The organism is Ectopseudomonas oleovorans, from assembly GCF_029845265.1.
In the GTDB taxonomy this organism is placed as follows: domain Bacteria; phylum Pseudomonadota; class Gammaproteobacteria; order Pseudomonadales; family Pseudomonadaceae; genus Aquipseudomonas; species Aquipseudomonas oleovorans.
The window spans coordinates 25,253-47,243 of sequence record NZ_JAOCLK010000007.1 but is presented as its reverse complement, the minus strand read 5'-3'; the positions used below and the strand labels follow the sequence as shown (position 1 = coordinate 47,243).

22 protein-coding genes, 3 tRNA genes and 3 pseudogenes are annotated in these 21,991 nt (G+C 62.7%); 16 read left to right on the top strand and 12 right to left on the bottom strand.

Annotation, left to right across the window (positions count from 1 at the left end; translation table 11 throughout):
• Positions 1–110 precede the first annotated feature (110 nt).
• The 3 genes from N5J71_RS05385 to N5J71_RS05375 all read left to right on the top strand — a co-directional run bounded on the left by N5J71_RS05385 (position 111) and on the right by N5J71_RS05375 (position 3,140).
• Positions 111–716: an outer membrane beta-barrel protein gene (locus N5J71_RS05385; protein ID WP_039964769.1), complete on the top strand. Its 606-nt coding sequence runs from the start codon at positions 111–113 to the stop codon at positions 714–716.
• Between the two features lie 367 nt (positions 717–1,083).
• Positions 1,084–1,761, top strand: coding sequence for a response regulator transcription factor (locus N5J71_RS05380; RefSeq protein WP_003461521.1), 678 nt, complete (start codon positions 1,084–1,086; stop codon positions 1,759–1,761).
• Entirely contained in the window at positions 1,758–3,140 is a 1,383-nt protein-coding gene (locus tag N5J71_RS05375; RefSeq protein WP_279916465.1) for an ATP-binding protein, read from the top strand. The genes N5J71_RS05380 and N5J71_RS05375 overlap by 4 nt, the downstream gene beginning before the upstream one ends.
• 258 nt (positions 3,141–3,398) lie before the next feature.
• Here the strand turns inward: N5J71_RS05375 and N5J71_RS05370 are convergent, their stop codons facing one another.
• The 3 genes from N5J71_RS05370 to N5J71_RS05360 all read right to left on the bottom strand — a co-directional run bounded on the left by N5J71_RS05370 (position 3,399) and on the right by N5J71_RS05360 (position 5,209).
• Complete coding sequence (locus tag N5J71_RS05370; protein WP_074860660.1) at positions 3,399–3,689, bottom strand: type II toxin-antitoxin system RelE/ParE family toxin; 291 nt, start codon at positions 3,687–3,689, stop codon at positions 3,399–3,401.
• Entirely contained in the window at positions 3,686–3,958 is a 273-nt protein-coding gene (locus N5J71_RS05365; RefSeq protein ID WP_279916464.1) for a CopG family ribbon-helix-helix protein, read from the bottom strand. Before N5J71_RS05365 ends, N5J71_RS05370 begins: the two co-directional genes overlap by 4 nt.
• A 252-nt stretch (positions 3,959–4,210) precedes the next feature.
• Positions 4,211–5,209, bottom strand: a complete 999-nt coding sequence (locus N5J71_RS05360) for an AraC family transcriptional regulator (protein ID WP_279916463.1) — start codon at positions 5,207–5,209, stop codon at positions 4,211–4,213.
• Positions 5,210–5,372: 163 nt separating this feature from the next.
• Here N5J71_RS05360 and N5J71_RS05355 point away from each other — a divergent pair, with 163 nt between their 5' ends.
• The 5 genes and pseudogenes from N5J71_RS05355 (at position 5,373) to N5J71_RS05335 (ending at position 9,164) form a co-directional block, all read left to right on the top strand.
• Positions 5,373–6,512 carry an acyl-CoA dehydrogenase family protein gene (locus N5J71_RS05355; protein WP_279916462.1) on the top strand — a complete coding sequence of 380 codons (1,140 nt, stop codon included), beginning with the start codon at positions 5,373–5,375 and terminating at the stop codon, positions 6,510–6,512.
• Between the two features lie 108 nt (positions 6,513–6,620).
• Positions 6,621–7,151, top strand: a pseudogene (locus tag N5J71_RS05350) (AMP-binding protein); the annotation flags it as partial.
• A 205-nt stretch (positions 7,152–7,356) separates the two neighbouring features.
• Positions 7,357–7,494, top strand: a complete 138-nt coding sequence (locus N5J71_RS05345) for a hypothetical protein (RefSeq protein ID WP_231976634.1) — start codon at positions 7,357–7,359, stop codon at positions 7,492–7,494.
• Entirely contained in the window at positions 7,481–7,930 is a 450-nt protein-coding gene (locus N5J71_RS05340) for an acyl-CoA synthetase family protein (RefSeq protein WP_241199347.1), read from the top strand. Before N5J71_RS05345 ends, N5J71_RS05340 begins: the two co-directional genes overlap by 14 nt.
• Before the next feature lie 52 nt (positions 7,931–7,982).
• Positions 7,983–9,164, top strand: coding sequence for a CaiB/BaiF CoA transferase family protein (locus tag N5J71_RS05335; protein WP_279916461.1), 1,182 nt, complete (start codon positions 7,983–7,985; stop codon positions 9,162–9,164).
• 183 nt (positions 9,165–9,347) lie between these two features.
• Here N5J71_RS05335 and N5J71_RS05330 read toward each other — a convergent pair whose 3' ends face one another.
• The 3 genes from N5J71_RS05330 to N5J71_RS05320 form a co-directional block, all read right to left on the bottom strand.
• Positions 9,348–9,842: a SprT family zinc-dependent metalloprotease gene (locus N5J71_RS05330; protein WP_092376440.1), complete on the bottom strand. Its 495-nt coding sequence runs from the start codon at positions 9,840–9,842 to the stop codon at positions 9,348–9,350.
• 112 nt (positions 9,843–9,954) lie between these two features.
• A complete protein-coding gene (locus tag N5J71_RS05325; protein ID WP_003461508.1) occupies positions 9,955–10,554 on the bottom strand; it encodes a Yip1 family protein in 600 nt (199 codons plus the stop codon).
• Positions 10,555–10,720: 166 nt separating this feature from the next.
• Positions 10,721–11,314, bottom strand: coding sequence for a DNA-J related domain-containing protein (locus N5J71_RS05320; RefSeq protein ID WP_084342296.1), 594 nt, complete (start codon positions 11,312–11,314; stop codon positions 10,721–10,723).
• 100 nt (positions 11,315–11,414) lie between these two features.
• Between N5J71_RS05320 and ttcA the strand changes: the two genes are divergently transcribed.
• The 4 genes from ttcA (at position 11,415) to N5J71_RS05300 (ending at position 14,782) form a co-directional block, all read left to right on the top strand.
• Positions 11,415–12,239, top strand: a complete 825-nt coding sequence (gene ttcA, locus N5J71_RS05315) for a tRNA 2-thiocytidine(32) synthetase TtcA (protein WP_074861325.1) — start codon at positions 11,415–11,417, stop codon at positions 12,237–12,239.
• Positions 12,240–12,358: 119 nt separating this feature from the next.
• The gene (locus tag N5J71_RS05310; protein WP_017679025.1) at positions 12,359–12,490 is read left to right on the top strand and encodes a hypothetical protein; all 132 of its coding nucleotides are present in this window, start codon (positions 12,359–12,361) and stop codon (positions 12,488–12,490) included.
• A 265-nt stretch (positions 12,491–12,755) separates the two neighbouring features.
• Positions 12,756–13,814: a 3-deoxy-7-phosphoheptulonate synthase gene (locus N5J71_RS05305; protein ID WP_279871289.1), complete on the top strand. Its 1,059-nt coding sequence runs from the start codon at positions 12,756–12,758 to the stop codon at positions 13,812–13,814.
• Between the two features lie 164 nt (positions 13,815–13,978).
• Positions 13,979–14,782, top strand: a complete 804-nt coding sequence (locus N5J71_RS05300; protein ID WP_279916460.1) for a DNA-3-methyladenine glycosylase I — start codon at positions 13,979–13,981, stop codon at positions 14,780–14,782.
• Here the strand turns inward: N5J71_RS05300 and N5J71_RS05295 are convergent.
• The 6 genes and pseudogenes from N5J71_RS05295 to N5J71_RS05275 form a co-directional block, all read right to left on the bottom strand.
• On the bottom strand, positions 14,772–15,053 hold the full coding sequence (locus N5J71_RS05295; protein WP_003461499.1) for a YheU family protein: 282 nt from the start codon (positions 15,051–15,053) through the stop codon (positions 14,772–14,774). The genes N5J71_RS05300 and N5J71_RS05295 overlap by 11 nt on opposite strands.
• A 66-nt stretch (positions 15,054–15,119) precedes the next feature.
• Positions 15,120–15,557: pseudogene (locus tag N5J71_RS05290) on the bottom strand (IS1595-like element ISAchd1 family transposase); the annotation flags it as partial.
• Positions 15,558–15,560: 3 nt separating this feature from the next.
• A pseudogene (locus N5J71_RS22480) lies at positions 15,561–15,644 on the bottom strand (hypothetical protein); the annotation flags it as partial.
• 256 nt (positions 15,645–15,900) lie between these two features.
• Positions 15,901–17,100 carry an osmoprotectant NAGGN system M42 family peptidase gene (locus N5J71_RS05285; protein WP_003461497.1) on the bottom strand — a complete coding sequence of 400 codons (1,200 nt, stop codon included), beginning with the start codon at positions 17,098–17,100 and terminating at the stop codon, positions 15,901–15,903.
• A 39-nt stretch (positions 17,101–17,139) separates the two neighbouring features.
• Complete coding sequence (gene ngg, locus N5J71_RS05280) at positions 17,140–18,879, bottom strand: N-acetylglutaminylglutamine synthetase (protein ID WP_125875083.1); 1,740 nt, start codon at positions 18,877–18,879, stop codon at positions 17,140–17,142.
• A gap of 130 nt (positions 18,880–19,009) precedes the next feature.
• The gene (locus N5J71_RS05275) at positions 19,010–20,779 is read right to left on the bottom strand and encodes an N-acetylglutaminylglutamine amidotransferase (RefSeq protein WP_279916459.1); all 1,770 of its coding nucleotides are present in this window, start codon (positions 20,777–20,779) and stop codon (positions 19,010–19,012) included.
• 108 nt (positions 20,780–20,887) lie between these two features.
• Here N5J71_RS05275 and N5J71_RS05270 point away from each other — a divergent pair, with 108 nt between their 5' ends.
• The 4 genes from N5J71_RS05270 (at position 20,888) to N5J71_RS05255 (ending at position 21,971) form a co-directional block, all read left to right on the top strand.
• Positions 20,888–21,361: a MarR family winged helix-turn-helix transcriptional regulator gene (locus tag N5J71_RS05270; RefSeq protein ID WP_279916458.1), complete on the top strand. Its 474-nt coding sequence runs from the start codon at positions 20,888–20,890 to the stop codon at positions 21,359–21,361.
• Between the two features lie 238 nt (positions 21,362–21,599).
• Positions 21,600–21,675 (top strand) — tRNA-Val (locus N5J71_RS05265).
• 34 nt (positions 21,676–21,709) lie between these two features.
• Positions 21,710–21,786: transfer RNA gene (locus tag N5J71_RS05260), tRNA-Asp, on the top strand.
• A gap of 108 nt (positions 21,787–21,894) precedes the next feature.
• Positions 21,895–21,971: transfer RNA gene (locus N5J71_RS05255), tRNA-Asp, on the top strand.
• Positions 21,972–21,991: the final 20 nt, after the last annotated feature.

Genomic DNA, 21,991 nt, shown 5'->3' with positions numbered 1-21,991 from the left:
TGTTTGCCACTCGTTCAGTGCAGGTTCAAGGAGGGTTCAGCGGGGATTCAGTCGTCTTCCGGCAGACTCGTTGCCAAGTTGATCAAAACCGCAACGAGAGGAATGACGCCATGAAAATCACCCTGAACCGTATCGCCTTCGCTACCTGCCTGGCCCTGGGTGCAAGCGCTGCCCAGGCCAACGACAATTTCGTCGGCCTGACCTGGGGCCAGACCGACAACAACATCCAGAAGTCCAACGCGCTGAATGCCAACCTCGGCAATCCGAAGCTGGACAAGGTGATCGATGGTGAAGGCACCTGGGGTATCCGGGCCGGCCAGACGACCGCTGACGGCCGCTACTACGCGACCTACGAGAATGTCTCGGACAGTCACAATGGCTACAAGCTGCGTCAGCAGAATCTGCTGGGCAGCTACGACATGTTCGTACCGCTGGGCAGCAACAACACCAAGCTGTTCGGTGGTGTGACGGCCGGCCTGGTCAAGCTCGAACAGGAGAGCCGTGGCTTCTCCCGTGACAGTGACATCGGTTTTGCCGCAGGCCTGCAGGCCGGTATTCTGCAGGAACTGAACAGCAACACCTCGATCGAAGCCGGCTATCGTTACCTGCGTACCAATGCCAGCACGGAAATGGCGCCGCATGGTGCAGACAAGGTCGGGTCGCTGGATCTGCACAGCAGCTCGCAGCTCTACCTCGGCGCCAACTTCGCCTTCTAATGGCGGCATAGCGTTACCAGGCCGGGCATCAGTCCGAGTGAAAACGTAGCGAGCGAAGGTCAGGCAAGGTAAAAGCCGGCGAAGAAGCGCAGTTTACGACTTGTAAATGAGCATTCTGAGCCGGGTTTTAACGCAGCATGGCCGAGCGCAGTAGTTTTCACGCTGACTGATTTGCCCGGCCTTCGCACAACTTAAAAGGCTATGTCTGCGCTAAGTGTTGGGAGTGGGTGCAAAGGCCCGTAGGGTGGGCTTTAGCCCACCAACGGTGGTTGGCGTGGGCTAAAGCCCACCCTACAAGGCTCCCGGCCTTCCTTGGAACCCTAGCAACAGTTAACAGGGACATAGCCACTTAAAAAGGGGAAGTCTGATGAAATTGCTGGTGGTGGAGGATGAGGCGCTGCTGCGTCACCATCTGTTCACTCGCCTCAGCGAAAACGGGCATGTGGTGGATGCCGTGCGCACCGCCGAAGAAGCCCTGTACCGAGCTGAGTCCTTCAATCATGACCTGGCCCTGGTCGACCTCGGTCTGCCTGGTATGAGCGGTATCGACCTGATCCGTGAGCTGCGCAGCCAGGACAAGAACTTTCCGATCCTGATACTCACCGCACGCGGTAACTGGCAGGACAAGGTCGAAGGGCTTTCCTGCGGTGCCGACGACTATGTGGTCAAACCGTTCCAGTTCGAGGAGCTGGAAGCACGTCTGAACGCGCTGCTGCGACGTTCTTCCGGGTTCACCAAGTCGACCATCGAAGCGGGCTCCCTGGTGCTGTACCTCAATCGCAAGCAGGCCACGGTGGATGAACAGTCGCTGCAGCTGACCGCCTACGAGTACCGCATCCTCGAGTACCTCATGCTGCACCATCAGCAGGTGGTGGCCAAGGAGCGCCTGATGGAACAGCTCTATCCGGGCGACGACGAGCGTGATCCCAACGTCATAGAAGTGCTGGTAGGTCGTCTGCGGCGCAAGCTGGAGGCAGTGCTGGGCGGCAAACCGATAGAAACCGTGCGTGGCCAGGGCTACATGTTCAACGAGCGCTGCAAGTGAGTCGAGCGCGCGCCGTTCTACGCAAGCTGCGTATGCGTTTCGCCTCCCTGCGGCTGCGTTTGATGCTGGCCAGCGCCGCGCTGGCGATGCTGTTCATGCTGCTGTTGATGCCGGTGCTGCAGGGCGTGTTTCTCATGGCCCTGGAGCAGACCATCGAAAAGCGCCTGGCCTCCGACGCGGCAGCGCTGATATCCGCCGCGCGTATCGACGACGGCCAGTTGCACATGCCGGAGAAGATGCCGGACGAAGAATTCGACAGCCTCGACTCGCACCTGCTGGGCTTCATCTTCGACCGTGAAGGCCAGATGCTCTGGCGCTCGCGCTCATCCATCGACGAACTGGTGCGCTACCTGCCGCGTTATGACGGTCGCGGCCACGAGTTCGTGCGCATTCGCGACGAAAACGGCCAGGAATACTTTGTCTATGACATCGAAGTAGACCTGCTGCGCGGCGATCAAACCGCGCTGAGCATCGTCACCATGCAGCCGACCCGCGAATACCAGGGGCTGTTCAACGGTTTCGCCTGGCAACTGCGCCTGTGGCTGGGCATCGCCCTGCTGGTGCTGCTGGGCCTGCTCTGGTTCGGCCTGACCTGGGGCTTTCGCAGCTTGCGAGGTTTAAGCGACGAGCTCGATGGCGTGGAGGCCGGTACCCGCCAGCGCCTGAGTGACGAACACCCGCGCGAATTGCTGCGCCTGACCAACTCCCTCAACCGCCTGCTCGACAGCGAACGGCGTCAGCGCGAGCGCTACCGCGACTCGCTGGAAGACCTCGCCCACAGCCTGAAAACACCACTCAGCGTGTTGCAGGGCATTGGTGAAAGCCTGGCTGTGCAGCCGGACAATCGCGAACAGGCGCAACTGATGCAGGCGCAGATCGAACGCATGAGCCAGCAGGTCGGCTATCAACTGCAACGCGCCAGCCTGCGTCGCAGCGGCCTGGTGCGTCATCGCGAACAGGTCTGGCCGCTGCTCGATAGCCTGTGCCGCTCGCTGGACAAGGTCTACCGGGATAAGCGCGTCGAAGCGACCCTGGACGTGCCCGCGCACAGCCAGATCACCATGGAACGTGGCGCGCTGATGGAACTGCTCGGCAACCTGCTGGAAAACGCCTACCGCTTGTGCCTGCAACAGGTGCGTGTGAGGCTGCAACCCCTGGCTGGCGGCTGCCTGCTGACCATCGAAGACGACGGCCCCGGCGTGCCCCCGCACCAGCGTGAGCGGGTGCTGCAGCGCGGCGAACGACTGGATGCACAGAACCCGGGGCAGGGCATCGGCCTGGCGGTGGTGGAAGATATCGTCGACAGCTACGACGGCGAGCTAAGCCTGGAAGATTCGGAACTGGGCGGCGCCTGTTTCAGGGTGCGGTTGTACGACTGAGCCTTGCTGTCAGGCATGTTCTTTCGATTCTTGTATGGAAGCGATCCGCTGCCGGACCAGGCGAGTCCTGCAGCGGAACAAGGTCGATACCAAATGTGAGCCCTGATCAATTGAACGCTTCGCCCTCGCGGCGCGAACTACGGAATGGCCAGGGCGCAAAGGCCCAGAACAGGCCGGATATACGAATGTCATCGCGCTGGTGACAGGTGCCAAAGCGAAGCTTTGCTCACTACTTGTGGGGAGAGTCCATGTCAGTTGTTAGATGCTTGGTGTACGGTCTTCGTTGTGGTGCCATATACGAAGAATGACGATAGTTTCTGTGTGGGCTGAATAGCGGACTCTATATTTTCCGAAAACTGCGTCTCGAATGGCTTTTGGGCTTGGAGCAAGCTCAACAGCGCGGCCCATTTCTGGATATAGACAAAGATTCTCGATGCGGGAAAGGAGCTCTGCTGCAATGCGTGCAGCAGCAAGAGGATCGTTCTCTGCTATGAATTCGCGCAGGCGAACGAGGTCTGCCACCGCGTTTTCTGAGTAGGCCAGTCTCACTGACCAGCCTTCGGTGGGGATAGCTCATTGTCGGTGCCCCAGTTTTGCAGCCAGGCAGCTACAGCTTCGCCGGATACAACTCGGCCCTGCGCCACTGACTCCATCGCTTGCAGTGTTTCTTGCCAGCGGTTCTGCTCTAGCTCCTGGCGCTCAAAGAACTCTCTAAGTGCTTGATTAATAAGCCAACTTTTACTTCTCTGAAGCTTCTCGGCCATAGCGCCAAGATTTTCTTCGAGTTCCGGTTGAAGCCGGACGGTTGTGACGCTCATGGATATGCCTCCATACTTTTGAATGCAATGTATTACACAGTATTCATGCGGGCAAGCAGGCTCGGCGCGCGAGTGCGCGTGTTGCACTCAGCTCCTGCAACCGCCCGCGACAGCACCCAGGATGAAAAGCGACATGAAGAACGGCAAGCCTATCGCCTCTGGCGCATTGCCAGCAGGCTTGGGTCAGAACCTAGTGCATATCCGCCTGACCTGTCCATCCACGAAGCCCGATGCACAGGCAGCCATGCTGCCTTACCCCTCCTGTGCCCGATACGCCCCCGGTGTCAGCCCCGTCCATTTCTTGAACGCGCGATGAAAGGCCGAGGGTTCGGAGAAGCCGAGTTGTTCGGCGATGTCCTGAATCGCCAGTTCGTCGCGGCCCAGGTGGTAGATGGCGAGGTCGCGGCGCAGGTGGTCCTTGAGTTCCTGGAAGCTGGTGCCTTCTTCGCGCAGGTGGCGGCGCAGGGTTTGTGGGCTGGTGTGCAGGTGCTGGGCGACCTGTTCCAGGTCCGGCCAGGTGCGGCAGTCGCGGCCGAGCAGGCGACGAATCTGGCTGATCAGGCTGTCGCCGCCGTCGGGACGGGCCAGCAGATCGGCGGGGGAGTGTTGGAGGAATTGCTTGAGCGTGCGTTCGTCCTGCAGCAGCGGCATGGCCAGGTAGCGGGCGTGGAACAGCAGGCTGGTTTGTCCGGCGGCAAAGCGCCGGCTGCAGGGGAACAGCAGTTCGTACTCGGCGGCATGCGCGGGTTCGGGGTAGGCGAAGGTGGCTTCTTCCAGGCGGATGCGCTGGCCGATCAGCCAGCTACCCAGGCGATGCCAGATCACCAGCAGACTTTCGACCAGAAAATGGTCCGGGTCCCACAGCGTGCTGTCGTCGACGCTCAGCCGCGCCCAGTCGCCTTCGCGTTGCAGGCTGATGCCTGGCGCGTCGGGAAACAGGCCGTAGAACATCGCGCCACGACTCAGGGCTTTTTCCAGGCTGCGGCAGTGAATAATGGCGTGGCCCATCATGGCGAAGGTGCCGCGTTTGCTCGGCTGGCGGCCGAAGCCGAGGTATTCGTCGTCCAGCGCTTCCCACAGCAGTTGCATCAGCCGGGAAAATTGTTCCGGGGCGATGCGTGCGCGTGGCTCGACCAGCACGGCGCTCTGGATGCCAGCCTGGCGCAGTATCGGGTCGCAGGCCAGGCCGTGGCGGTCCGCACCGCGCAGGGCGGCGCGGACGAAGTGGCTGGCAATGGTGCGTTCGCGCATGCTGGGTTTCCGAAATCGAGGGTGGTCGATGGTAGGCAGTTGCTCCCAGCCAGGGCAAGCCAACCGAGCGATTGGGTCAACCGAGGCTGAGCGCATGGGTCATTGAGGGGCGGCGGGGCGGCCCTTAACCTCAAGGACATAACAACAGCGGAGGACCCGCCCCATGCAACGCAACCATTTCGACACCGAGCACAACCTGTTCCGCGACGCCTTCGCTGCGTTTCTCGATAAAGAGGTGGTGCCGCATCAGGAAGCCTGGGAAGAGGCTGGTGTGGTGGATCGCAGCGTGTGGCGCAAAGCCGGCGAGATGGGTTTTCTGTTGCCCTGGGCGGACGAGGAGTACGGCGGAGCGGGGCTCAAGGACTTTCGTTACGAGCAGATCATGTGCGAGGAGCTGGCGCGCATCAACGAACCGGGTTTCATGATCCCGCTACACTCGGCGCTGTGCGGCCCCTATATCGCCGAGTACGGCAATGCCGAGCAGAAGGCGCGCCTGCTGCCGGGCATCATCAGCGGTGAAACCATCCTGGCGGTGGCGATGACCGAGCCGTCTGCCGGCTCGGATCTGGCCGGCATGCGCACCACAGCGGTGGACAAGGGCGACCACTGGCTACTCAACGGCTCCAAGGTGTTCATTTCCAATGGCTATCTGGCCGATGTGGTGATCGTTGCGGCCAAGACCGACCCGGCCAACAAGCACGCCATGGGCCTATTTCTGGTGGAGCGCGGCATGCCCGGTTTCGAGCGCGGCAAGAAGCTGAAGAAACTCGGCATGCACAGTCAGGACACCGCCGAGCTGTTTTTCAATGACGTCAAGGTGCCCAAGGACAACCTGCTGGGCGATGCCAAGGGCGGCTTCTTCTACCTGATGAACATGCTCGCCCAGGAGCGTCTGACCAATGCCTGTGGCGCAGTGGCCGGCGCCGAGGCGGCATTGCAGACCACCATCGCGTACGTCAAGGAGCGCCACGCTTTTGGCCGTCCGGTGGCGCACTTTCAGAACACCCGCTTCAAGCTGGCGGAAATGCGCACGCAGGTCGACGTGGCGCAGGTGTTCACCGACCGCTGCGTGATGGACCACAACCAGAAGAAGCTCACTCCCGAAGTGGCCGCCGAGGCCAAGCTGTTCACCACCGAACTGCTCGGCAAGGTGGTGGACGAGGGCGTGCAACTGCACGGCGGCTGGGGCTACATGTGGGAGTATCCGATCTGCAAGATGTACGCGAATGCGCGCATCCAGCGCATCTTCGCCGGTACGTCGGAGATCATGAAGGAGATCATCAGTCGCGGGATGAAGCTGTAGGATTGTGCAGGCTTCATCCGTAGGGCGGGTGCAACCCGCCATCGGCGCTCTGGCGGGTTGCACCCGCCCTACGGGCAGCTACCTATAACAAAAACCAAGGTCAGCGCGATGAGTCAATCTCTGCAACTGCCTCTCGAACGCTTCAACCATTGGCTGCATCGGCAGCCCGATGCCATCTGGCTGCGCCAGCCTGTAGAGGGCGTCTGGCATGATTACAGCTGGCGCCAGGTCGACGACCAGGCGCGTCGCCTGGCCAGCGCGCTGCTGGCGCTGGGCTGCGTGCCGGGCGAGCGCGTTGCGCTGCTGGCGAAGAACTGCGCCGAATGGTTTATCAGCGACCTGGCGATCCAGCTCGCCGGACTGGTCAGCGTGCCGCTGCATCCGCTGCAGGCGCCGGAACAGATCGCCTATGTGCTGGAGCAGGCGGGCTGCAAGGTAATCCTGGTTGGCAAGCTGGATGAGCCGGACAAGCTGGCCACCGGTATCGCGGCGCATATCACCCGCATCGCCATGCCTTATCCGACCATGCCTGCCGAGCACCAGTGGCAGGCCTTGCTGGCGGCGCATGAGTCGCTGCTCGGCGCGCATCTGCAACGCGGCGAGGATCTGCTGTCGATCCTCTATACCTCCTGCACCACCGGGCAGCTCAAGGGCGTGATGCTCTCGGCCCACGCCATGGCGTTCTCTGCGGCTCACGCCACGGCGGAGCTGAACATGACGCCGCAGATCAGTTCTTTTCCTACCTGCCGCTGTCGCATGCCGCCGAGCGCTTTCTGGTCGAATTCAACAGCCTCTACTGCGGCGCACCGGTGGCCTTTGTCGAGTCGCTGGAGACCTTCGCCAGGTGCGTCCCACTGTGTTCTTCTCGGTGCCACGGTTGTGGACGCGCTTTCAGCAGGGCGTGCTGGAGAAATTGCCGGCGCACAAGCTCGAGAGCCTGCTGCGTATCCCGCTGCTGGGGCGGCTGGTTGCACACCGGTGACCGCAGCCAGCTGGACGAGGCGGGCTACCTGCGCATCACCGGGCGGGTCAAGGACATCTTCAAGACCAGCAAGGGCAAATACGTCGCGCCAGCGCCCATCGAGGGCAAGATCGCCAAGACTCATTGGGTCGAACAGGTGTGCCTGATGGGCAGCAACCTGGATCAACCGTTGGCGCTGGTCGAGCTGTCACCCGCCGCTCGCCAGCAACCGCGTGAGTTGCTCGGCCAGTCACTTGCCGAGCATCTGCATGCAGTCAATCAACGACTGGAGGCGCACGAGCGTGTCAGCCATTTCTACCTGGTCAGCGAGGCCTGGACAGTGGATAACGGCAGCATGACGCCGACCATGAAGATTCGCCGCAACGTGCTGGAGGTGCGTTATGCCGAGGCCATTGCCGCCATGCCCGGTGATGCCGTCATCGTCTGGGAACGTTAATCCGTAGCCGGATGCAATCCGGTTACGTTAAACAAGCAAATCGGGAGTCACCATGTCCGGCCCACTGTCTTCGCTGAAAATTCTCGACTTCTCCACCCTGCTGCCGGGGCCGTTTGCCTCGCTTCTGCTGGTCGACATGGGCGCCGAGGTGCTGCGGGTGGAGTCGCCCACGCGCATGGACCTGGTGCGCGTGCTGCCGCCGCACGATGGCGGAACCTCCACTAGCCACGCCTACCTTAACCGCAACAAGCGCAGCATCGCCCTCGATCTCAAACGGCCCGAAGCTGTGGAAGTGGTCAAGCGCCTGGTCAGTGAGTACGACATCGTGCTCGAACAGTTTCGCCCCGGTGTGATGGACAAGCTGGGCGTCGGCTATGCCGCGCTCAAGGCGATCAACCCACGGCTGATCTATGTGTCGATCACGGGTTACGGGCAGAGCGGGCCATACCGTGACCGCGCGGGGCATGACATCAACTACCTGGCGCTGGCCGGGATCGCCAGCTACACCGGGCGTCGCGACAGCGGGCCATTGCCGCTTGGCGTGCAACTGGCCGACCTGGCCGGCGGCTCGCTGCATGGCGTGATCGGCCTGCTCGCGGCCGTGGTGCAGCGCCAGGCCACCGGTGTGGGGCAGCAGGTCGACGTGAGCATCACCGACTGCGCGTTCAGCCTGCATGGCATGGCGGGCGCTGGTTACCTCGGTGCTGGCGTCGAGCCTGACATGGAAAACCAGGCGCTCAATGGCGGTAGCTTCTACGACTACTACCGCACCCGTGATGGGCGCTGGTTCTCCGTGGGTAGTCTGGAGCCGCAGTTCATGCAGCAGTTCTGCGCCGCCATTGGCCGCCCCGAGCTGGCCGCACGTGGCTTGTCGCAGAAGCCCGAGGTTCAACGCGCGCTCAAGCGCGAGATCGAGATCGAGTTCGAGAAGCGTGATTTTGCGCAATGGTGCGAAGTCTTCGCTGAGCTTGATGCCTGCGTCGAACCCATGCTGTCGCTGGCCGAGGCGGTCGAGCACCCGCAGATCAAGGCGCGTGGCCTGGTGGTGGAGGTGCCGCGCGGAGGATTACCGGCGCAGTCGCAACTGGCCTGCCCACTGAAATTCTCCGAAGGTTTGCCACCGCCCAGGCATGTGGGGACGGCAGTCGGCGCACACACCGAGCAGGTGCTGCTGGAGTTGGGTTATGACGCCGAACAGATCGCGGCGTTGAGGGCGTCCAGGGCGCTGGGTTGAGCCGCAAGCTGCAGCGCGTGGTGATTGCCGGTGCGCGCGGCGCACCCTACGGGATTTTGAGGCTAGCGTAGCCGGTGTGGGCGATTTCGATGCTGGTGTAGGGTGCGCTGTGCGCACCAATGCCTTATGGAGGGCCTGCGGTCATTCCTGGCGGTGTTCACCAGCGTTATGGAGCTTCCCTCATCACTCCTGACGCTGCTCACCACTGAAGGTCAGCGTTACCTTGCAACGCCGGCAATAGTAACGGCGGCCCTTGGCGACCAGCGCATGACGCTGGGCCGAGAAGGGGAACTCGCCATCCACGCAACTGCAGCGGTAGATGAAGCGGTTGACTTTGCGGCGTTCGACTTCATAGCTGTGGCAACGATGCGGCGGCAGTTCGTAGACGCCGCGCATGATCAGTTGCCATTCCTCGCCATGCGGCTGAATGCGTGGGCCGAATAGCTGATGGGCGACCATGTGGGCGACTTCGTGCGGCACTGTCTGGCGCAGGAAGTCTTCCTGGTTGGCCCGGTACAGCTGCAGATTGAAGCGCAGCTTGTTTTCCGTCAGGTGCGCGACCCCCGCCTTCTGCCCACGCAGCTTGAAGCTGATCTCGGGGCGGGCAAAGCGTTGCTTGAAGAAGGCTTCGGCCTGCTGGTAGCAGGCTTCGACGCGGGCGTGAATCTGTTCGGGCATAGGCGGGGGAGAGCAGGGGCTGGCTGAGCGCTGATTATGCCGTAAGCCGGCAGCCCGTGCCGCTGCCAATGAAAAGGCCGCCCGAGGGCGGCCATGTCGATACCTCAACTATTCAACTGGTGTAGACCGGGCCGATGCCCATGCCCCAGAGAATGACCGAGCTGGCAATCATGGCCACCAGCACCACCAGGCCTACCGCCAGCACTGAACTGGAGAACATGAAGCCTTCGTCCTCGGGAATGTTCATGAAGGTCGGTATGCCGACGTAGAGCAGGTAAACCGTGTAGCAGATGGCGACCGTGCCGACGATCATGCCCAGCCACAGGTGGGGGTACAGCGCTGCAAGACCTCCGATGAACAGCGGGGTGGCGGTGTAGGCGGCGAACACGACGCACTGGGTCAGACTCGGGTTGGCATCGTAGGTGCGCGCCATCCAGTGGATGAAAGCGCCCATCACGGCTACCCCTGCGAGCATCGCCAGGTAGGACATGATGGCCATCACCATCGCACTGCCTTCGGTCAGCATCACCGGCGCTCGGTCGCCGATGGCCCAGCCGACCTGGGTGGTGCCGATGTAAGCCGAGACGGCAGGAATCGCCGCGAGAATCAGTACGTGGGTCAGGTACATGTGGCTGATGGTTTCTTCCTCGCCACGAATTTCTTGCCATTCTTGGTCGGGATGGGTGAAGAGCCCCCAAACGTGGTGGATCATGCCAGACACCTCCTTTTCTTATGACAGTCGCCCCCCGGCGGAGGCCCGGCGCGCATGGACAGCGTTACCGGGTATCAGGCCAAATCGTTGCGACCTTATGTCGCAGTATAGGCAGAGCCTGAAGCCGGCGTGATGCCTGGCTTTAGAGCAAATTGCTCTGTGCCGGTCAGCGGTAATAGCGCTCTAGAATTTCCATGGCCAGGTTGATCGACTGCAGCCGCTCTGTGCTGCCGCCTCTGTCCGGGTGATGCAGGCTGACCATTTGTCGGTAGCGCTGCTTGATGCGTGGCAAGTCGAGGGTTTGTTCGTGGTTCAGCTCGAACAGCTCCAGCGCGGCCTGTTTTTCGTCACCGCCCTGCATGCGTGTCCAGAAACTGGTGAGCAGGCGCTCGACGTCGCGTTCGTCGGTATCGCGCAGCTGGCTCATGTCCAGGTAGTAGTCGCGCAGCTCGTCGCGCTCGCTCAGTGCAGCCGTGCCGGGCTGATAGGGCAGCAGGCGAATGCACAGCGGGCTGATTTCGAGCAGATACGTCTGAGCCTGCCGGAGCTGATCGCGCAGGCGGTAAAGGGCGTTGAACAGCAGAAAGTGGGTGCGAAACAGCACCAGCTTGTCGGTCAGTGGTAGGTTGGGCAGGTGGCCGCTATGGCGGGCCTTGAGCTGCTGGATCAGGGCGTATTCGGCCAGCCCGTCCGGAGCTGCCTGCAGCAGTTGCAGTACCTGGTCGGCGAGATCCTGGCTGGGGTCGAGGTCGTCATTCATCGGCCGAGCCTAGCATTTAACCGCCGATGGGGTAGGGGCGCGGCGCCTTTGTGCGTAAAATGTCGCGCTTTCGTTCTCACCCCTCGGATTTCGACGCACCATGGGCACCCTTTCGGTCAACCAGAACAAACTGCAGAAGCGCATTCGCCGCCTGGCCGGCGAAGCCATCACCGACTTCAACATGATCGAGGATGGCGACAAGGTGATGGTCTGCCTGTCCGGCGGCAAGGACAGCTACACCATGCTCGACGTGCTGCTGTACCTGCAGAAGGTGGCGCCGATCCAGTTCGAGATCGTCGCGGTGAACATGGATCAGAAGCAGCCCGGTTTCCCCGAGCATGTGCTGCCGGCCTATCTGGAATCCATTGGTGTGCAGTACCACATCATCGAGAAGGACACCTACTCGGTGGTGAAGGAGAAGATCCCCGAGGGCAAGACCACCTGCTCGCTGTGCTCGCGCCTGCGTCGTGGCACCCTGTACACCTACGCCGACGAGATCGGTGCGACCAAGATGGCGCTGGGGCACCACCGCGACGACATTCTGGAAACCTTCTTCCTCAACATGTTCTACGGCGGCACGCTCAAGGCCATGCCGCCCAAGCTGCTCTCCGACGATGGCCGCAACGTGGTGATCCGCCCGCTGGCCTATTGCGCCGAGGCCGATATCGAGGCCTACAGCCAGCTCAAGGAATTCCCCATCATCCCCTGCAACCTGTGCGGTTCGCAGGAGAACCTGCAGCGCCAGGTGGTCAAGGAGATGCTGCAGGAGTGGGAGCGCAAGAGCCCGGGTCGCGTCGAGATCATGTTCCGCGCCCTGCAGAACGTGCACCCCTCGCAACTGGCCGACCGCAACCTGTTCGACTTCAAGAGCCTGAAGATCGACGACAGCGCCACGCCGCGCTTCCTCGATGTGATGAGCCTGTAAGCCATCGCGGCTAAAGCCCCTCCCACGGCTCGCGTCGCATGTGGGAGCGGCTTTAGTCGCGACGCTTGCCAGGCCGCAAAGGCCTGGAGTATGGTTCGGCCATCGCTTTGGAGAATCTCATGTCCGCCAGCCTCAACCTTCTGTCCATGCTGCAAGCCGGTGCCTCGCGCGCCGCGTTGGCGCGTGCGCAGGCGCTTGTGGCGGCAGCGTATTATTTCTTTGGGTATTGGTTTAGCCACAGGCGCGCCTGATACCCCACAGGCGGCCTGAGACACCAGGGTCGCCACCAGAGACGTTTTCCAGAAAACCCCCGGTCGGCAACCCGACCGGGGGTTTTGTTTTTTCCGGCCGAAAAACGGCCAACCACTTAGAGGATGTGCAGATGAACCGTTACCAGAACTATTACCGCAACGACTGGCGATTTAGCAGCGTCACCACCGCCCTGACACCTTTGCCACGAACACTCAGTTAGCGCCGCCGCGGTATAGACCGCGCCGGCCAAGGAACCGCCAGATCATGAACAGCTCCGCTCAACTCGCTTCTACCGTTACCACCATCGCCCGCCGCAGCGCCCAGCCGCTGCCCAGCCCCGCCGTATTGCGCCAGCGCCTGCCGTTGCCCAACGCCCTTGCCGAACGTATCGCCGCCGACCGCGACGCCATCCGTGCCGTGCTCGATGGCCGTGATTCGCGCCTGCTGGTGGTGGTCGGCCCCTGCTCCCTGCATGACCGCACCAGCGCCCTCGAATACGCCGAACGCCTGGCTGAGCTGGCGGCACAGGTCGATGACCAACTGCTGCTGGTGATGCGCGCCTACGTGGAAAAACCGCGCACCACGGTGGGCTGGAAAGGGCTGCTGTACGATCCGCACCTCGATGGCAGCGGTGACATGGCCGAAGGCCTGCGCCTGTCGCGACAGCTGATGCTGGATATCCTTGAGCGTGGTCTGCCGCTGACCACCGAATTGCTGCAACCGATGGCCGCTGGTTACTTCGACGACCTGCTCGGTTGGGCCGCCATCGGTGCGCGTACCAGCGAATCGCAGGTGCACCGCGAGATGGTCAGTGGCCTGGATCTGCCGGTGGGTTTCAAGAATGGCACCGATGGCAGCGTCGGTATTGCCTGCGATGCCATGCGCTCGGCAGCGCATCCGCACCAGCACTTCGGCATCGACGACCTCGGCCACCCGGCGCTGCTGCATACCGCCGGCAACCCGGACACCCACCTAGTGCTGCGCGGCGGCCACGGCGCGCCGAACCACGATGCCGCCAGCGTCGCCGCCGCGCGGCAGGCGCTCGAGCGCCAGGGCATCGCGCCGCGGATCATGGTCGACTGCAGCCATGCCAACAGCGGCAAGGACCCGCTGCGCCAGCCCGCGGTGCTGGAGAGCGTGATCGAGCAGCGCCTGGCCGGCGACAGCAGCCTGCGCGGGGTGATGCTGGAGAGTCACCTGTTCGACGGTTGCCAGGCGCTGTCCGGCGAGTTGCGCTACGGCGTATCAGTCACCGATGGCTGCCTGGGCTGGAGTGTCACCGAGGCAACTTTGCGCCAGGCCGCCGAGCGGTTGCGCGGGTGAGAGTAGGCGGGCGGCGCTTTACTGTAGGCGCCGCGCCTCGCGGCGAATGTGCTCAGGCCCCAGGCGCAGAGGCAAAACGCTTCGCCCCGGGGCTCCCACTGGACTTGAACTGTGACGCTCACTCCGTGCAGGCTTCGTCGTTCGTTTTATGAAGGACTCGATTCATGCGTGATTACAAGTGGCTGCACGCGTTCTGCCTCAACCGCTTCGGCTCAGCCAGGGCGCTGGAGTCCAGGCTGCCGCAACCGCGCAGCGATGCCGAACTGCGCGCGCTGAGCGATGACCGCTACCTGTCGTTGATCAGCCTGCGCATCTTCCGCGCCGGGCTCAAGCACAGCCTGGTGGATGCCAAGTGGCCGGCATTCGAGCAGGCCTTCTTCGGCTTCGACCCGGAGAAGGTGGTACTGATGGGCGCCGAGCGCCTGGAAAACCTGATGCAGGACACGCGGTTGATCCGCCACCTGGGCAAGCTGAAAAGCGTGCCGCGCAACGCTCAGTTCATTCTTGATGTGCGGGCTGGACGCTTACAAGGCAGTCCCTCATCCGGCGCTGCGCGCCACCTTGATCCACAGGGATGTGGTGAATGCAGGACTCCCGCCGGGAGCGGGAGCTGCCTCCCAGAGGGAGAAGGGCATCAGGCTCGACCTGCGGCCGATTTTTCTTTTGGCACCCTGATCGCCGATTGGCCGGTGAGCGATATCGTCGGGTTGTGGAAGTATCTGGCCAAGCATGGCAGCCAGCTGGGTGGATTGTCTGCACCGCGCTTTCTGCGCATGGTGGGCAAGGACACCTTCGTCCCTACCGATGACATGGTCGCCGCGCTCAAGGCGCAGGGCGTGATCGACAAGGCGCCGACCAGTCTGAAAGACCTGGCCGCAGTGCAGGCTGCCTTCAACCAGTGGCAGGCCGAGAGCGGGCGGCCGCTGTGTCAGCTATCGGTGATGCTGGCGCACACGGTCAATCACTGAGCGATTGCTGCAAGGCCTCCAGCCATTCCTTGGGTACGTCACGCTTCATCGCCAGTTGGCATTGCTGGCTGTCAGGGTCGAAGACGATAACCGCCTCGCCCTTGTCCAGGGCGCGGCGTACGCGCTGCACGCGGGTTTCCAGCGGGGTTTCATCGCCGTTGTCGGTGCCGTCGCGGGTGACGAAATCTTCGATCAGGGCGGTGAGGGTATCGGCTTGCAGCAGGTGAGCGGGGATCAGCACAGCGAATCGACTCCATTTGTTGGCAGCCATGATAGAGCTAGAGGGCGCTCAACTGCGAGAGCGTTCAGGAGCGATTGCCGGGGCGTTTCAAAAAAGCTATGTCTGAGTTAACTGTTGCATATCCCTATACCCCAACGCCTCTTTCAAGCAAATCAATGGGTTGAGCTGTGTTTTGTAGCGCTCAAGCAGGCGGCGCCAGCCCAGATAGTTCGTTAGGTACTTGGTGGCCACACCATGAAAAGGAATCATCCAGCTCTTGAGTCGGCTGTCGTAGGCATTCACGTTCTGGATGTGGAAAGCACCATCAACCCGTCGATTCTGGCTCGGGTTAATCGGTCGGTGAGTGATGCCTTCAACCTTGGCGAAATGGGCGTAGACACCTGCGCTGTCAGTACAGAGAATCGCATCCGCGTCTATCAGCGGGCGTAGCCGCTCCCCTATGTGCTGTGCATCCAGCTTTTCCAACTTGAAGTCTGCCTGCTGACCACTGCGATCTCTTACCACCAGCACAGGAATTTGCTCGGCAGACAGTCCGCCGCCTTGGCGCCAGACGTAAAGACCGGTCAGCAGGAGGATCAGCGACACCAGCGAAACGGTCAGGCTGGCGAGGATGTTCCAGCTTGCCCAGGTAGGGTGTCAGCGACAGGCGCTGCTCCTGACTGTCCAGCACCACGGGCTGTAATGCCCAGCTTGGCCGATCAGGCAGAAAAGCAGAAAAGCCAGACAGAAACGAGGCATCCGTGAACCTCTGGTGACCCTGCGCGTGGGCGGCTTTTAGCGTGCCGGGTGGCTGCCGCAAGGGGCAGAACACGTCAGGGGGGGAACCTGTGTTCCCCCCCTGTCCTGTGTGTCACTTTGCCTTTATGGCCGATGGCCTTCAAGCATCCTGTTCGCGTTGCCCGAGCAGGCTATCCACTGGTGGTACACGGGTATCGCTTTCCATCTGAGCGTCATGCTCCAGCTGGTGGCTGAAGCGCTCCAGCGAACCCTGTGCCGGTTGCGCATCGCTGGCGAACACCGGCGGGCTCATCATGTAGGCAGTGAGCAGGCGGCTGAGGGCCTTGAGGCTGTCGATATGGGTACGCTCGTAGCCATGGGTGGCGTCGCAGCCGAAGGCCAACAGCGCGGTGCGGATGTCATGGCCGGCGGTGACTGCTGACTGTGCGTCGCTGTGGTAGTAACGGAACAGGTCGCGGCGAACCGGTACCTCATATTCAGCTGCCAGGCGCAGCAACTGGCGCGACAGGTGATAGTCGTAGGGGCCGCCGGAATCCTGCATGGCCACGCTGACGGCGTGCTCGCTGGACTGCTGGCCTGGTGCGACCGGGGCGATATCAATGCCGACGAACTCGCTGACGTCCCAGGGCAGGGCGGCGGCGGCGCCGGAACCCACCTCCTCGGTGATGGTGAATAGCGGATGGCAGTCGATCATCGGTTGCAGGCCTTGATCGCGAATGGCCTTGAGCGAGGCCAGCAGCGCCGCAGCGCCGGCCTTGTCATCGAGGTGACGGGCGCTGATATGGCCGCTTTCGGAGAACTCCGGCAACGGGTCGAAGGCGACGAAGTCTCCTACCGCAATACCCAGCGTGTCGCAGTCGGCGCGCGTGGCGCAGTAGGCGTCCAGGCGCAGTTCGACGTGATCCCAGCTCACCGGCATGCTGTCGACAGCGGTGTTGAAGGCGTGCCCCGAGGCCAGCAGTGGTAGCACGCTGCCGCGAATCACGCCGTTGTCGGTGAACAGGCTGACGCGGCTGCCCTCGGCGAAGCGGCTCGACCAGCAACCCACCGGCGCCAGGCCCAGGCGGCCGTTGTCCTTGATCTCGCGGACGATGGCGCCAATGGTGTCGAGATGCACGGATACGGCGCGATCGAAACGTTCGTACTCGCTCTGGCGCCCACGCAGGGTGGCGCGGATGGTGCCACGGCGGGTCAGCTCGAAGGGGATTTCCAACTCTTCGAGACGCTCTGCGACGTAGCGCACGATGGTGTCGGTAAAGCCGGTGGGGCTGGGGATGGCAAGCATCTCCAGCAGCACTTTCTGCATATAGTCGAGGTCGGGTTCGGGGAGTGGCTGCATGGAGTCTCCTGGGGCTGTCTGGTTCGTTGCCCGCTGAAATCAGCTGGTCGCCTGGCTTAGCGGAAAGAGCAGGTCGACGAAGCGTTCGGCGGTTGGCTGCGGTTCGTGGTTGGCCAGGCCGGCGCGTTCGTTGGCTTCGATGAATACGTACTCGGCTTGATCGGCGGCAGGCACCAGCAGGTCGAGGCCGACCACCGGGATTTCCAACGCGCGTGCGGCCTTGATCGCGGCGTCGCGCAGGGTCGGGTGGAGGATCGCGGTGACGTCTTCCAGGGTGCCGCCGGTGTGCAGGTTGGCGGTCTTGCGCACGGCCAGACGCTGCCCGGCAGGCAGTACGCTGTCGTAGTCGAGGCCGGCGCCGTGCAGGGTGCGCAGGGTTTCGGCGTCCTTGGGGATGCGACTTTCACCGCCGGTGGCGGCCTGGCGACGGCGGCTCTGTGCGTCGATCAGCTCACCGATGCTGTGGCGGCCGTCGCCGATGATCTCGGCCGGACGACGAATGGCGGCGGCTACGACTTCATAGCCGATCACCAGCACGCGCAGATCAAAGCCCTCATGAAAGCTTTCCAGTAATACGCGCTGGTCGAATACCCGGGCGCGTTCGATGGCTTCCTGCACCTCGCCCGGTGTGCGCAAATCCACCGCCACGCCCTGGCCCTGTTCGCCGTCCACCGGTTTGACTACCACCGAACCGTGTTCGGCCAGGAAGGCGGTGTTGTCCTCGGCGCTGCCGGCCAGGCATTGTGCCGGCACGCCGAGACCGGCCCGCGACAGGGTGCGATGGGTCAGGTGCTTGTTCTGGCACAGGGTCATGCTCACGGCGCTGGTCAGGTCGCACAGCGATTCGCGGCAGCGGATGCGTCGGCCGCCGTGACTGAGGGTGAACAGCCCGGCCTCGGCGTCATCCACCTGCACTTCGATGCCGCGGCGCAGGGCCTCGTCGACGATGATGCGCGCATAGGGGTTGAGCTCGGCCTGCGGGCCGGGGCCGAGGAACAGCGGCTGGTTGATGCCGTTCTTGCGCTTGAGGCTGAAGGTCTGCAACTCGCGGAAGCCGAGCTTGGCGTAGAGCTTCTTGGCCTGCTGGTTGTCGTGCAGCACCGACAGGTCGAGGTAGCTCAGGCCACGGCTCATGCCGTGCTCGATCAGGTGACGCACCAGTACCTCGCCGACACCGGGTCGGCTGCAGTGCGGGTCGACCGCCAGGCACCACAGGCTGCTGCCGTTTTCCGGGTCACGGAAGGCGCGCTGGTGGTTAAGGCCCATGACACTGCCGATCACCGCGCCGCTGTCTTCGTCCTCGGCCAGCCAGTAGGTCGGGCCGCCCTCGTTGTAAGGCGTGAGCTTGGCCGGGTCGATCGGCAGCATGCCGCGGGTCTGGTACAGGCAGTTGATGGCCTGCCAGTCGGCATCGTTCTGCGCCCGGCGAATACGAAAGCCACGGAAGCTACGGCGCGCCGGGCGGTAGTCGGTGAACCACAGGCGCAGCGTGTCGGAGGGGTCGAGAAACAGTTGCTGCGGTGCATGCGCCAGCACCTGGTGCGGGGCCGCCACGTACAGGGCGATGTCACGTTCACCGGGCTGTTCGTCCAGCAGGGATTCGGCCAGGACAGTGGCGTCGGGGTAGGTATGGCCGATCAGCAGGCGACCCCAGCCGCAATGAATGGCTTGTGGCTGACTGGGTTGGCTGCTGTGATCCTCGGCCAGGCGGGCCTGCAGACGCTCGTAGGAGGGTGTCTGGCCTCGCAGCAGGCGTTGGTTGAAGGCAGTGGAGCGCATGGAATAATCCCTGTCCGTGTTCACTACGTCCGGTCTTGGCCGGATCGTCATTGAGTCGCGACACATCCCGGCTTTGCCGGGCTATGACCATTGATCCTGCAGGAGCGGCCCGAGGGCCGCTCCACGTGAGTTATAGGCCTTGTTCGCTCAGCCACAGGTTGAGCGCCGCCAGTTGCCACAGCTTGGACCCGCGCAGCGGCGTGAGCTGGCTCTGCGGGTTGGTCAGCAACTGATCGAGCATGGTCGGGTTGAACAGGCCGCGATCCTGGCTGGGGTCGAGCAGCAGGTCGCGCACCCAACCCAGGGTGGCGCCTTCCAGATGCTTGAGACCCGGCACCGGGAAGTAGCCCTTGGGCCGGTCGATCACCTCGCTGGGGATGACCTTGCGCGCCGCTTCCTTGAGCACATATTTGCCGCCTTCCGGCAGCTTGAACTGCGCGGGAATGCGCGCCGACAGTTCGGCCACGCGATAGTCGAGGAACGGTGTGCGCGCCTCCAGGCCCCAGGCCATGGTCATGTTGTCCACGCGTTTGACCGGGTCGTCGACCAGCATCACCGTGCTGTCCAGGCGCAGGGCCTTGTCCACTGCAGCATCGGCACCGGGCATGGCGAAGTGCTCTCGCACGAAGTCGCCGGCCATGTCGCCGGTCAGCCAGGCGGGCTGCACGCAGGCCGCGTATTCGTCGTGCTCGCGGTCGAAGAAGGCGGCGCGGTAGGCGGCGAAGACATCCTTGGCGCCATCGACTTGCGGATACCAGTGGTAGCCGGCGAACAGTTCGTCAGCGCCTTGGCCGCTCTGTACCACCTTGCAGTGCTTGGCGACTTCGCGCGAAAGCAGGTAGAAGGCGATGCAGTCATGGCTGACCATCGGCTCGCTCATGGCACGGAAGGCCTGCGGCAGCTGCTCGAGAATCTCGTGCTCGCCGATGCGCAACTGGTGGTGGCGGGTGGCGAAGCGCTGGGCGATCAGGTCCGAATACTGGAACTCGTCGCCGCGCTCGCCGCCGGCATCCTGGAAACCGATGGAGAAGGTCAGCAGGTTTTCCACGCCGGCTTCGCGCAGCAGGCCGACCAGCATGCTCGAATCGACGCCACCGGAGAGCAGCACGCCGACGTCGACCGCCGCGCGCTGACGAATCTCCACCGCTTCGCGCATGGTCTGCAGTGTGCGGTCGCGCCATTCTTCAAAACCGAAGTTCACTTCCTCGCCTTGCGGGCCGAACTGCAGCGTCCACCAGGTGTGCTGCTCGACCTTGCCGTCGGCATCGACACGCATCCAGGTGGCTGGCGGCAGTTTCTCCACGCCCGCCAGAATGGTGCGCGGCGCGGGTACCACGGCATGGAAGTTCAAATAGTGGTTGAGGGCGACGGCATCCAGCGTCTTGGCGATGTCGCCACCCTGCAGCAGGGCTGGCAGCGACGAGGCGAAGCGCAGGCGCTCGCCAGTACGGGACAGATACAGCGGTTTGACGCCGAGGCGGTCGCGGGCGATGAACAGGCTTTGCTTGTCACGTTCCCAGACGGCGAAGGCGAACATGCCATTGAGCTTGGGCAGCAGCTTTTCGCCCCAGGCGTGATAGCCCTTGAGCAGCACTTCGGTGTCACCGCCGGAGAAGAAGCGATAGCCCAGCGCTTCCAGCTCGGCACGCAGCTCGGGGTAGTTATAGATGGCGCCGTTGAACACCATGGACAGGCCGAGATCGCTGTCGATCATCGGCTGGCCCGAGGCTTCGGCCAGATCCATGATCTTCAGCCGGCGATGGCCCAGGGCGATGGGACCCTGACTATGAAAGCCATGGGCGTCGGGTCCGCGAGGGGCCAGGTGGTGGGTGATGCGTTCGACTGCCGCCAGGTCCGCGGGGCGTCGATCAAAACGAAGTTCTCCAGCTATTCCGCACATAGTTCCTTACCGGTGTTGCCGTTGGGGAGTGGCTCGTGGTCGAGCCTTTTACACCAAAACAAAATAATGCTTTCATGTCAAAGTTTTGGTTGTTATGAATTGGTGATTATGAGTGATAAAAAAGTTCCTGTTGAAATAGATTTGTCATCGGTCATGGCCTTCGAGATGCCCCTGTTTCAGGCGCTGCGGCGCTTGCAGCAGGCGGGGGAGGTGCACGCCAAGCGCCTGGGCCGCTTCGGTGGGCTGACGCCCATGCAGTTGATGGTGCTGCAGGTGCTGGCCAGCGAGACGCGGATGACCGCCAGCGTGCTCAGCAGCCGCGTTAGCCTGACCGCTGCGACGCTGTCCGGCATGCTCGATCGCCTGGAAGAGCGTGGTCTGTTGCAGCGCCAGCGCGATGATCAGGATCGCCGGCGCCAGTGGCTGTTGATCAGCGATGCGGGCCGTGAACTGATCCAGCAAGCACCTTCGTTGATGCCACCGGAATTCAACCAGCGTTTCGCTGCGCTGGCCGACTGGGAGCGCCACAGCCTGACAGCGGCGCTATTGAGAGCGGCCGAGCTGTGCGGCGAGATGGAATGAGCTGGGCGATGACCCTAGGTTGCCAAACCGGCCTTTCGTAGGAGCCCCGCCCCGGGGCGAAGCTTTTCAATGGCGCATCGCCCCGGTTCGCGGCGGGGCGCCGCTCCTACGCATTCGCAGCGGCGACGTGTAACTGCCAGGCATCAGGCGGTGACCCCGCCTTTTTCAGAAAAAATTCAAGCGGGGTGTTGACTTAGCATCGCCGCCTGCATAAAGTGCGCGCCTCGCTAAGGCACATGGGTGATTAGCTCAGCCGGGAGAGCATCTGCCTTACAAGCAGAGGGTCGGCGGTTCGATCCCGTCATCACCCACCATAGCCCAGTGAGAAGGACGAAAGTCCACCGACGCGCAGCGGTAGTTCAGTCGGTTAGAATACCGGCCTGTCACGCCGGGGGTCGCGGGTTCGAGTCCCGTCCGCTGCGCCATTATTTCCCAGATCGGCACCTTGTCGATTTGAGATGGCAAAGCCCGCAAGGGCGCCATCAGATGCAACAGAGTTTCAAGAGTTCTTTGGACGCAAGTCCAACCGACATGCAGCGGTAGTTCAGTCGGTTAGAATACCGGCCTGTCACGCCGGGGGTCGCGGGTTCGAGTCCCGTCCGCTGCGCCATATACGAAACCCGTCGATCG

Excerpts from the sequence above, each read along its gene's own strand:
- N5J71_RS05305 (WP_279871289.1), top strand. The coding sequence starts at position 12,756 with ATGAACAGCTCCGCTCAACTCGCTTCTACCGTTACCACCATCGCCCGC.
- N5J71_RS05365 (WP_279916464.1), bottom strand. The coding sequence starts at position 3,958 with ATGAGCGTCACAACCGTCCGGCTTCAACCGGAACTCGAAGAAAATCTT.
- N5J71_RS05320 (WP_084342296.1), bottom strand. The coding sequence starts at position 11,314 with ATGAATGACGACCTCGACCCCAGCCAGGATCTCGCCGACCAGGTACTG.
- N5J71_RS05355 (WP_279916462.1), top strand. The coding sequence starts at position 5,373 with ATGCAACGCAACCATTTCGACACCGAGCACAACCTGTTCCGCGACGCC.
- N5J71_RS05335 (WP_279916461.1), top strand. The coding sequence starts at position 7,983 with ATGTCCGGCCCACTGTCTTCGCTGAAAATTCTCGACTTCTCCACCCTG.
- N5J71_RS05285 (WP_003461497.1), bottom strand. The coding sequence starts at position 17,100 with ATGCAGCCACTCCCCGAACCCGACCTCGACTATATGCAGAAAGTGCTG.
- ngg (WP_125875083.1), bottom strand. The coding sequence starts at position 18,879 with ATGCGCTCCACTGCCTTCAACCAACGCCTGCTGCGAGGCCAGACACCC.
- N5J71_RS05310 (WP_017679025.1), top strand. The coding sequence starts at position 12,359 with ATGTCCGCCAGCCTCAACCTTCTGTCCATGCTGCAAGCCGGTGCCTCG.
- ttcA (WP_074861325.1), top strand. The coding sequence starts at position 11,415 with ATGGGCACCCTTTCGGTCAACCAGAACAAACTGCAGAAGCGCATTCGC.
- N5J71_RS05295 (WP_003461499.1), bottom strand. The coding sequence starts at position 15,053 with ATGGCTGCCAACAAATGGAGTCGATTCGCTGTGCTGATCCCCGCTCAC.
- N5J71_RS05330 (WP_092376440.1), bottom strand. The coding sequence starts at position 9,842 with ATGCCCGAACAGATTCACGCCCGCGTCGAAGCCTGCTACCAGCAGGCC.
- N5J71_RS05360 (WP_279916463.1), bottom strand. The coding sequence starts at position 5,209 with ATGCGCGAACGCACCATTGCCAGCCACTTCGTCCGCGCCGCCCTGCGC.
- N5J71_RS05325 (WP_003461508.1), bottom strand. The coding sequence starts at position 10,554 with ATGATCCACCACGTTTGGGGGCTCTTCACCCATCCCGACCAAGAATGG.
- N5J71_RS05385 (WP_039964769.1), top strand. The coding sequence starts at position 111 with ATGAAAATCACCCTGAACCGTATCGCCTTCGCTACCTGCCTGGCCCTG.
- N5J71_RS05270 (WP_279916458.1), top strand. The coding sequence starts at position 20,888 with ATGAGTGATAAAAAAGTTCCTGTTGAAATAGATTTGTCATCGGTCATG.
- N5J71_RS05275 (WP_279916459.1), bottom strand. The coding sequence starts at position 20,779 with ATGTGCGGAATAGCTGGAGAACTTCGTTTTGATCGACGCCCCGCGGAC.
- N5J71_RS05300 (WP_279916460.1), top strand. The coding sequence starts at position 13,979 with ATGCGTGATTACAAGTGGCTGCACGCGTTCTGCCTCAACCGCTTCGGC.
- N5J71_RS05380 (WP_003461521.1), top strand. The coding sequence starts at position 1,084 with ATGAAATTGCTGGTGGTGGAGGATGAGGCGCTGCTGCGTCACCATCTG.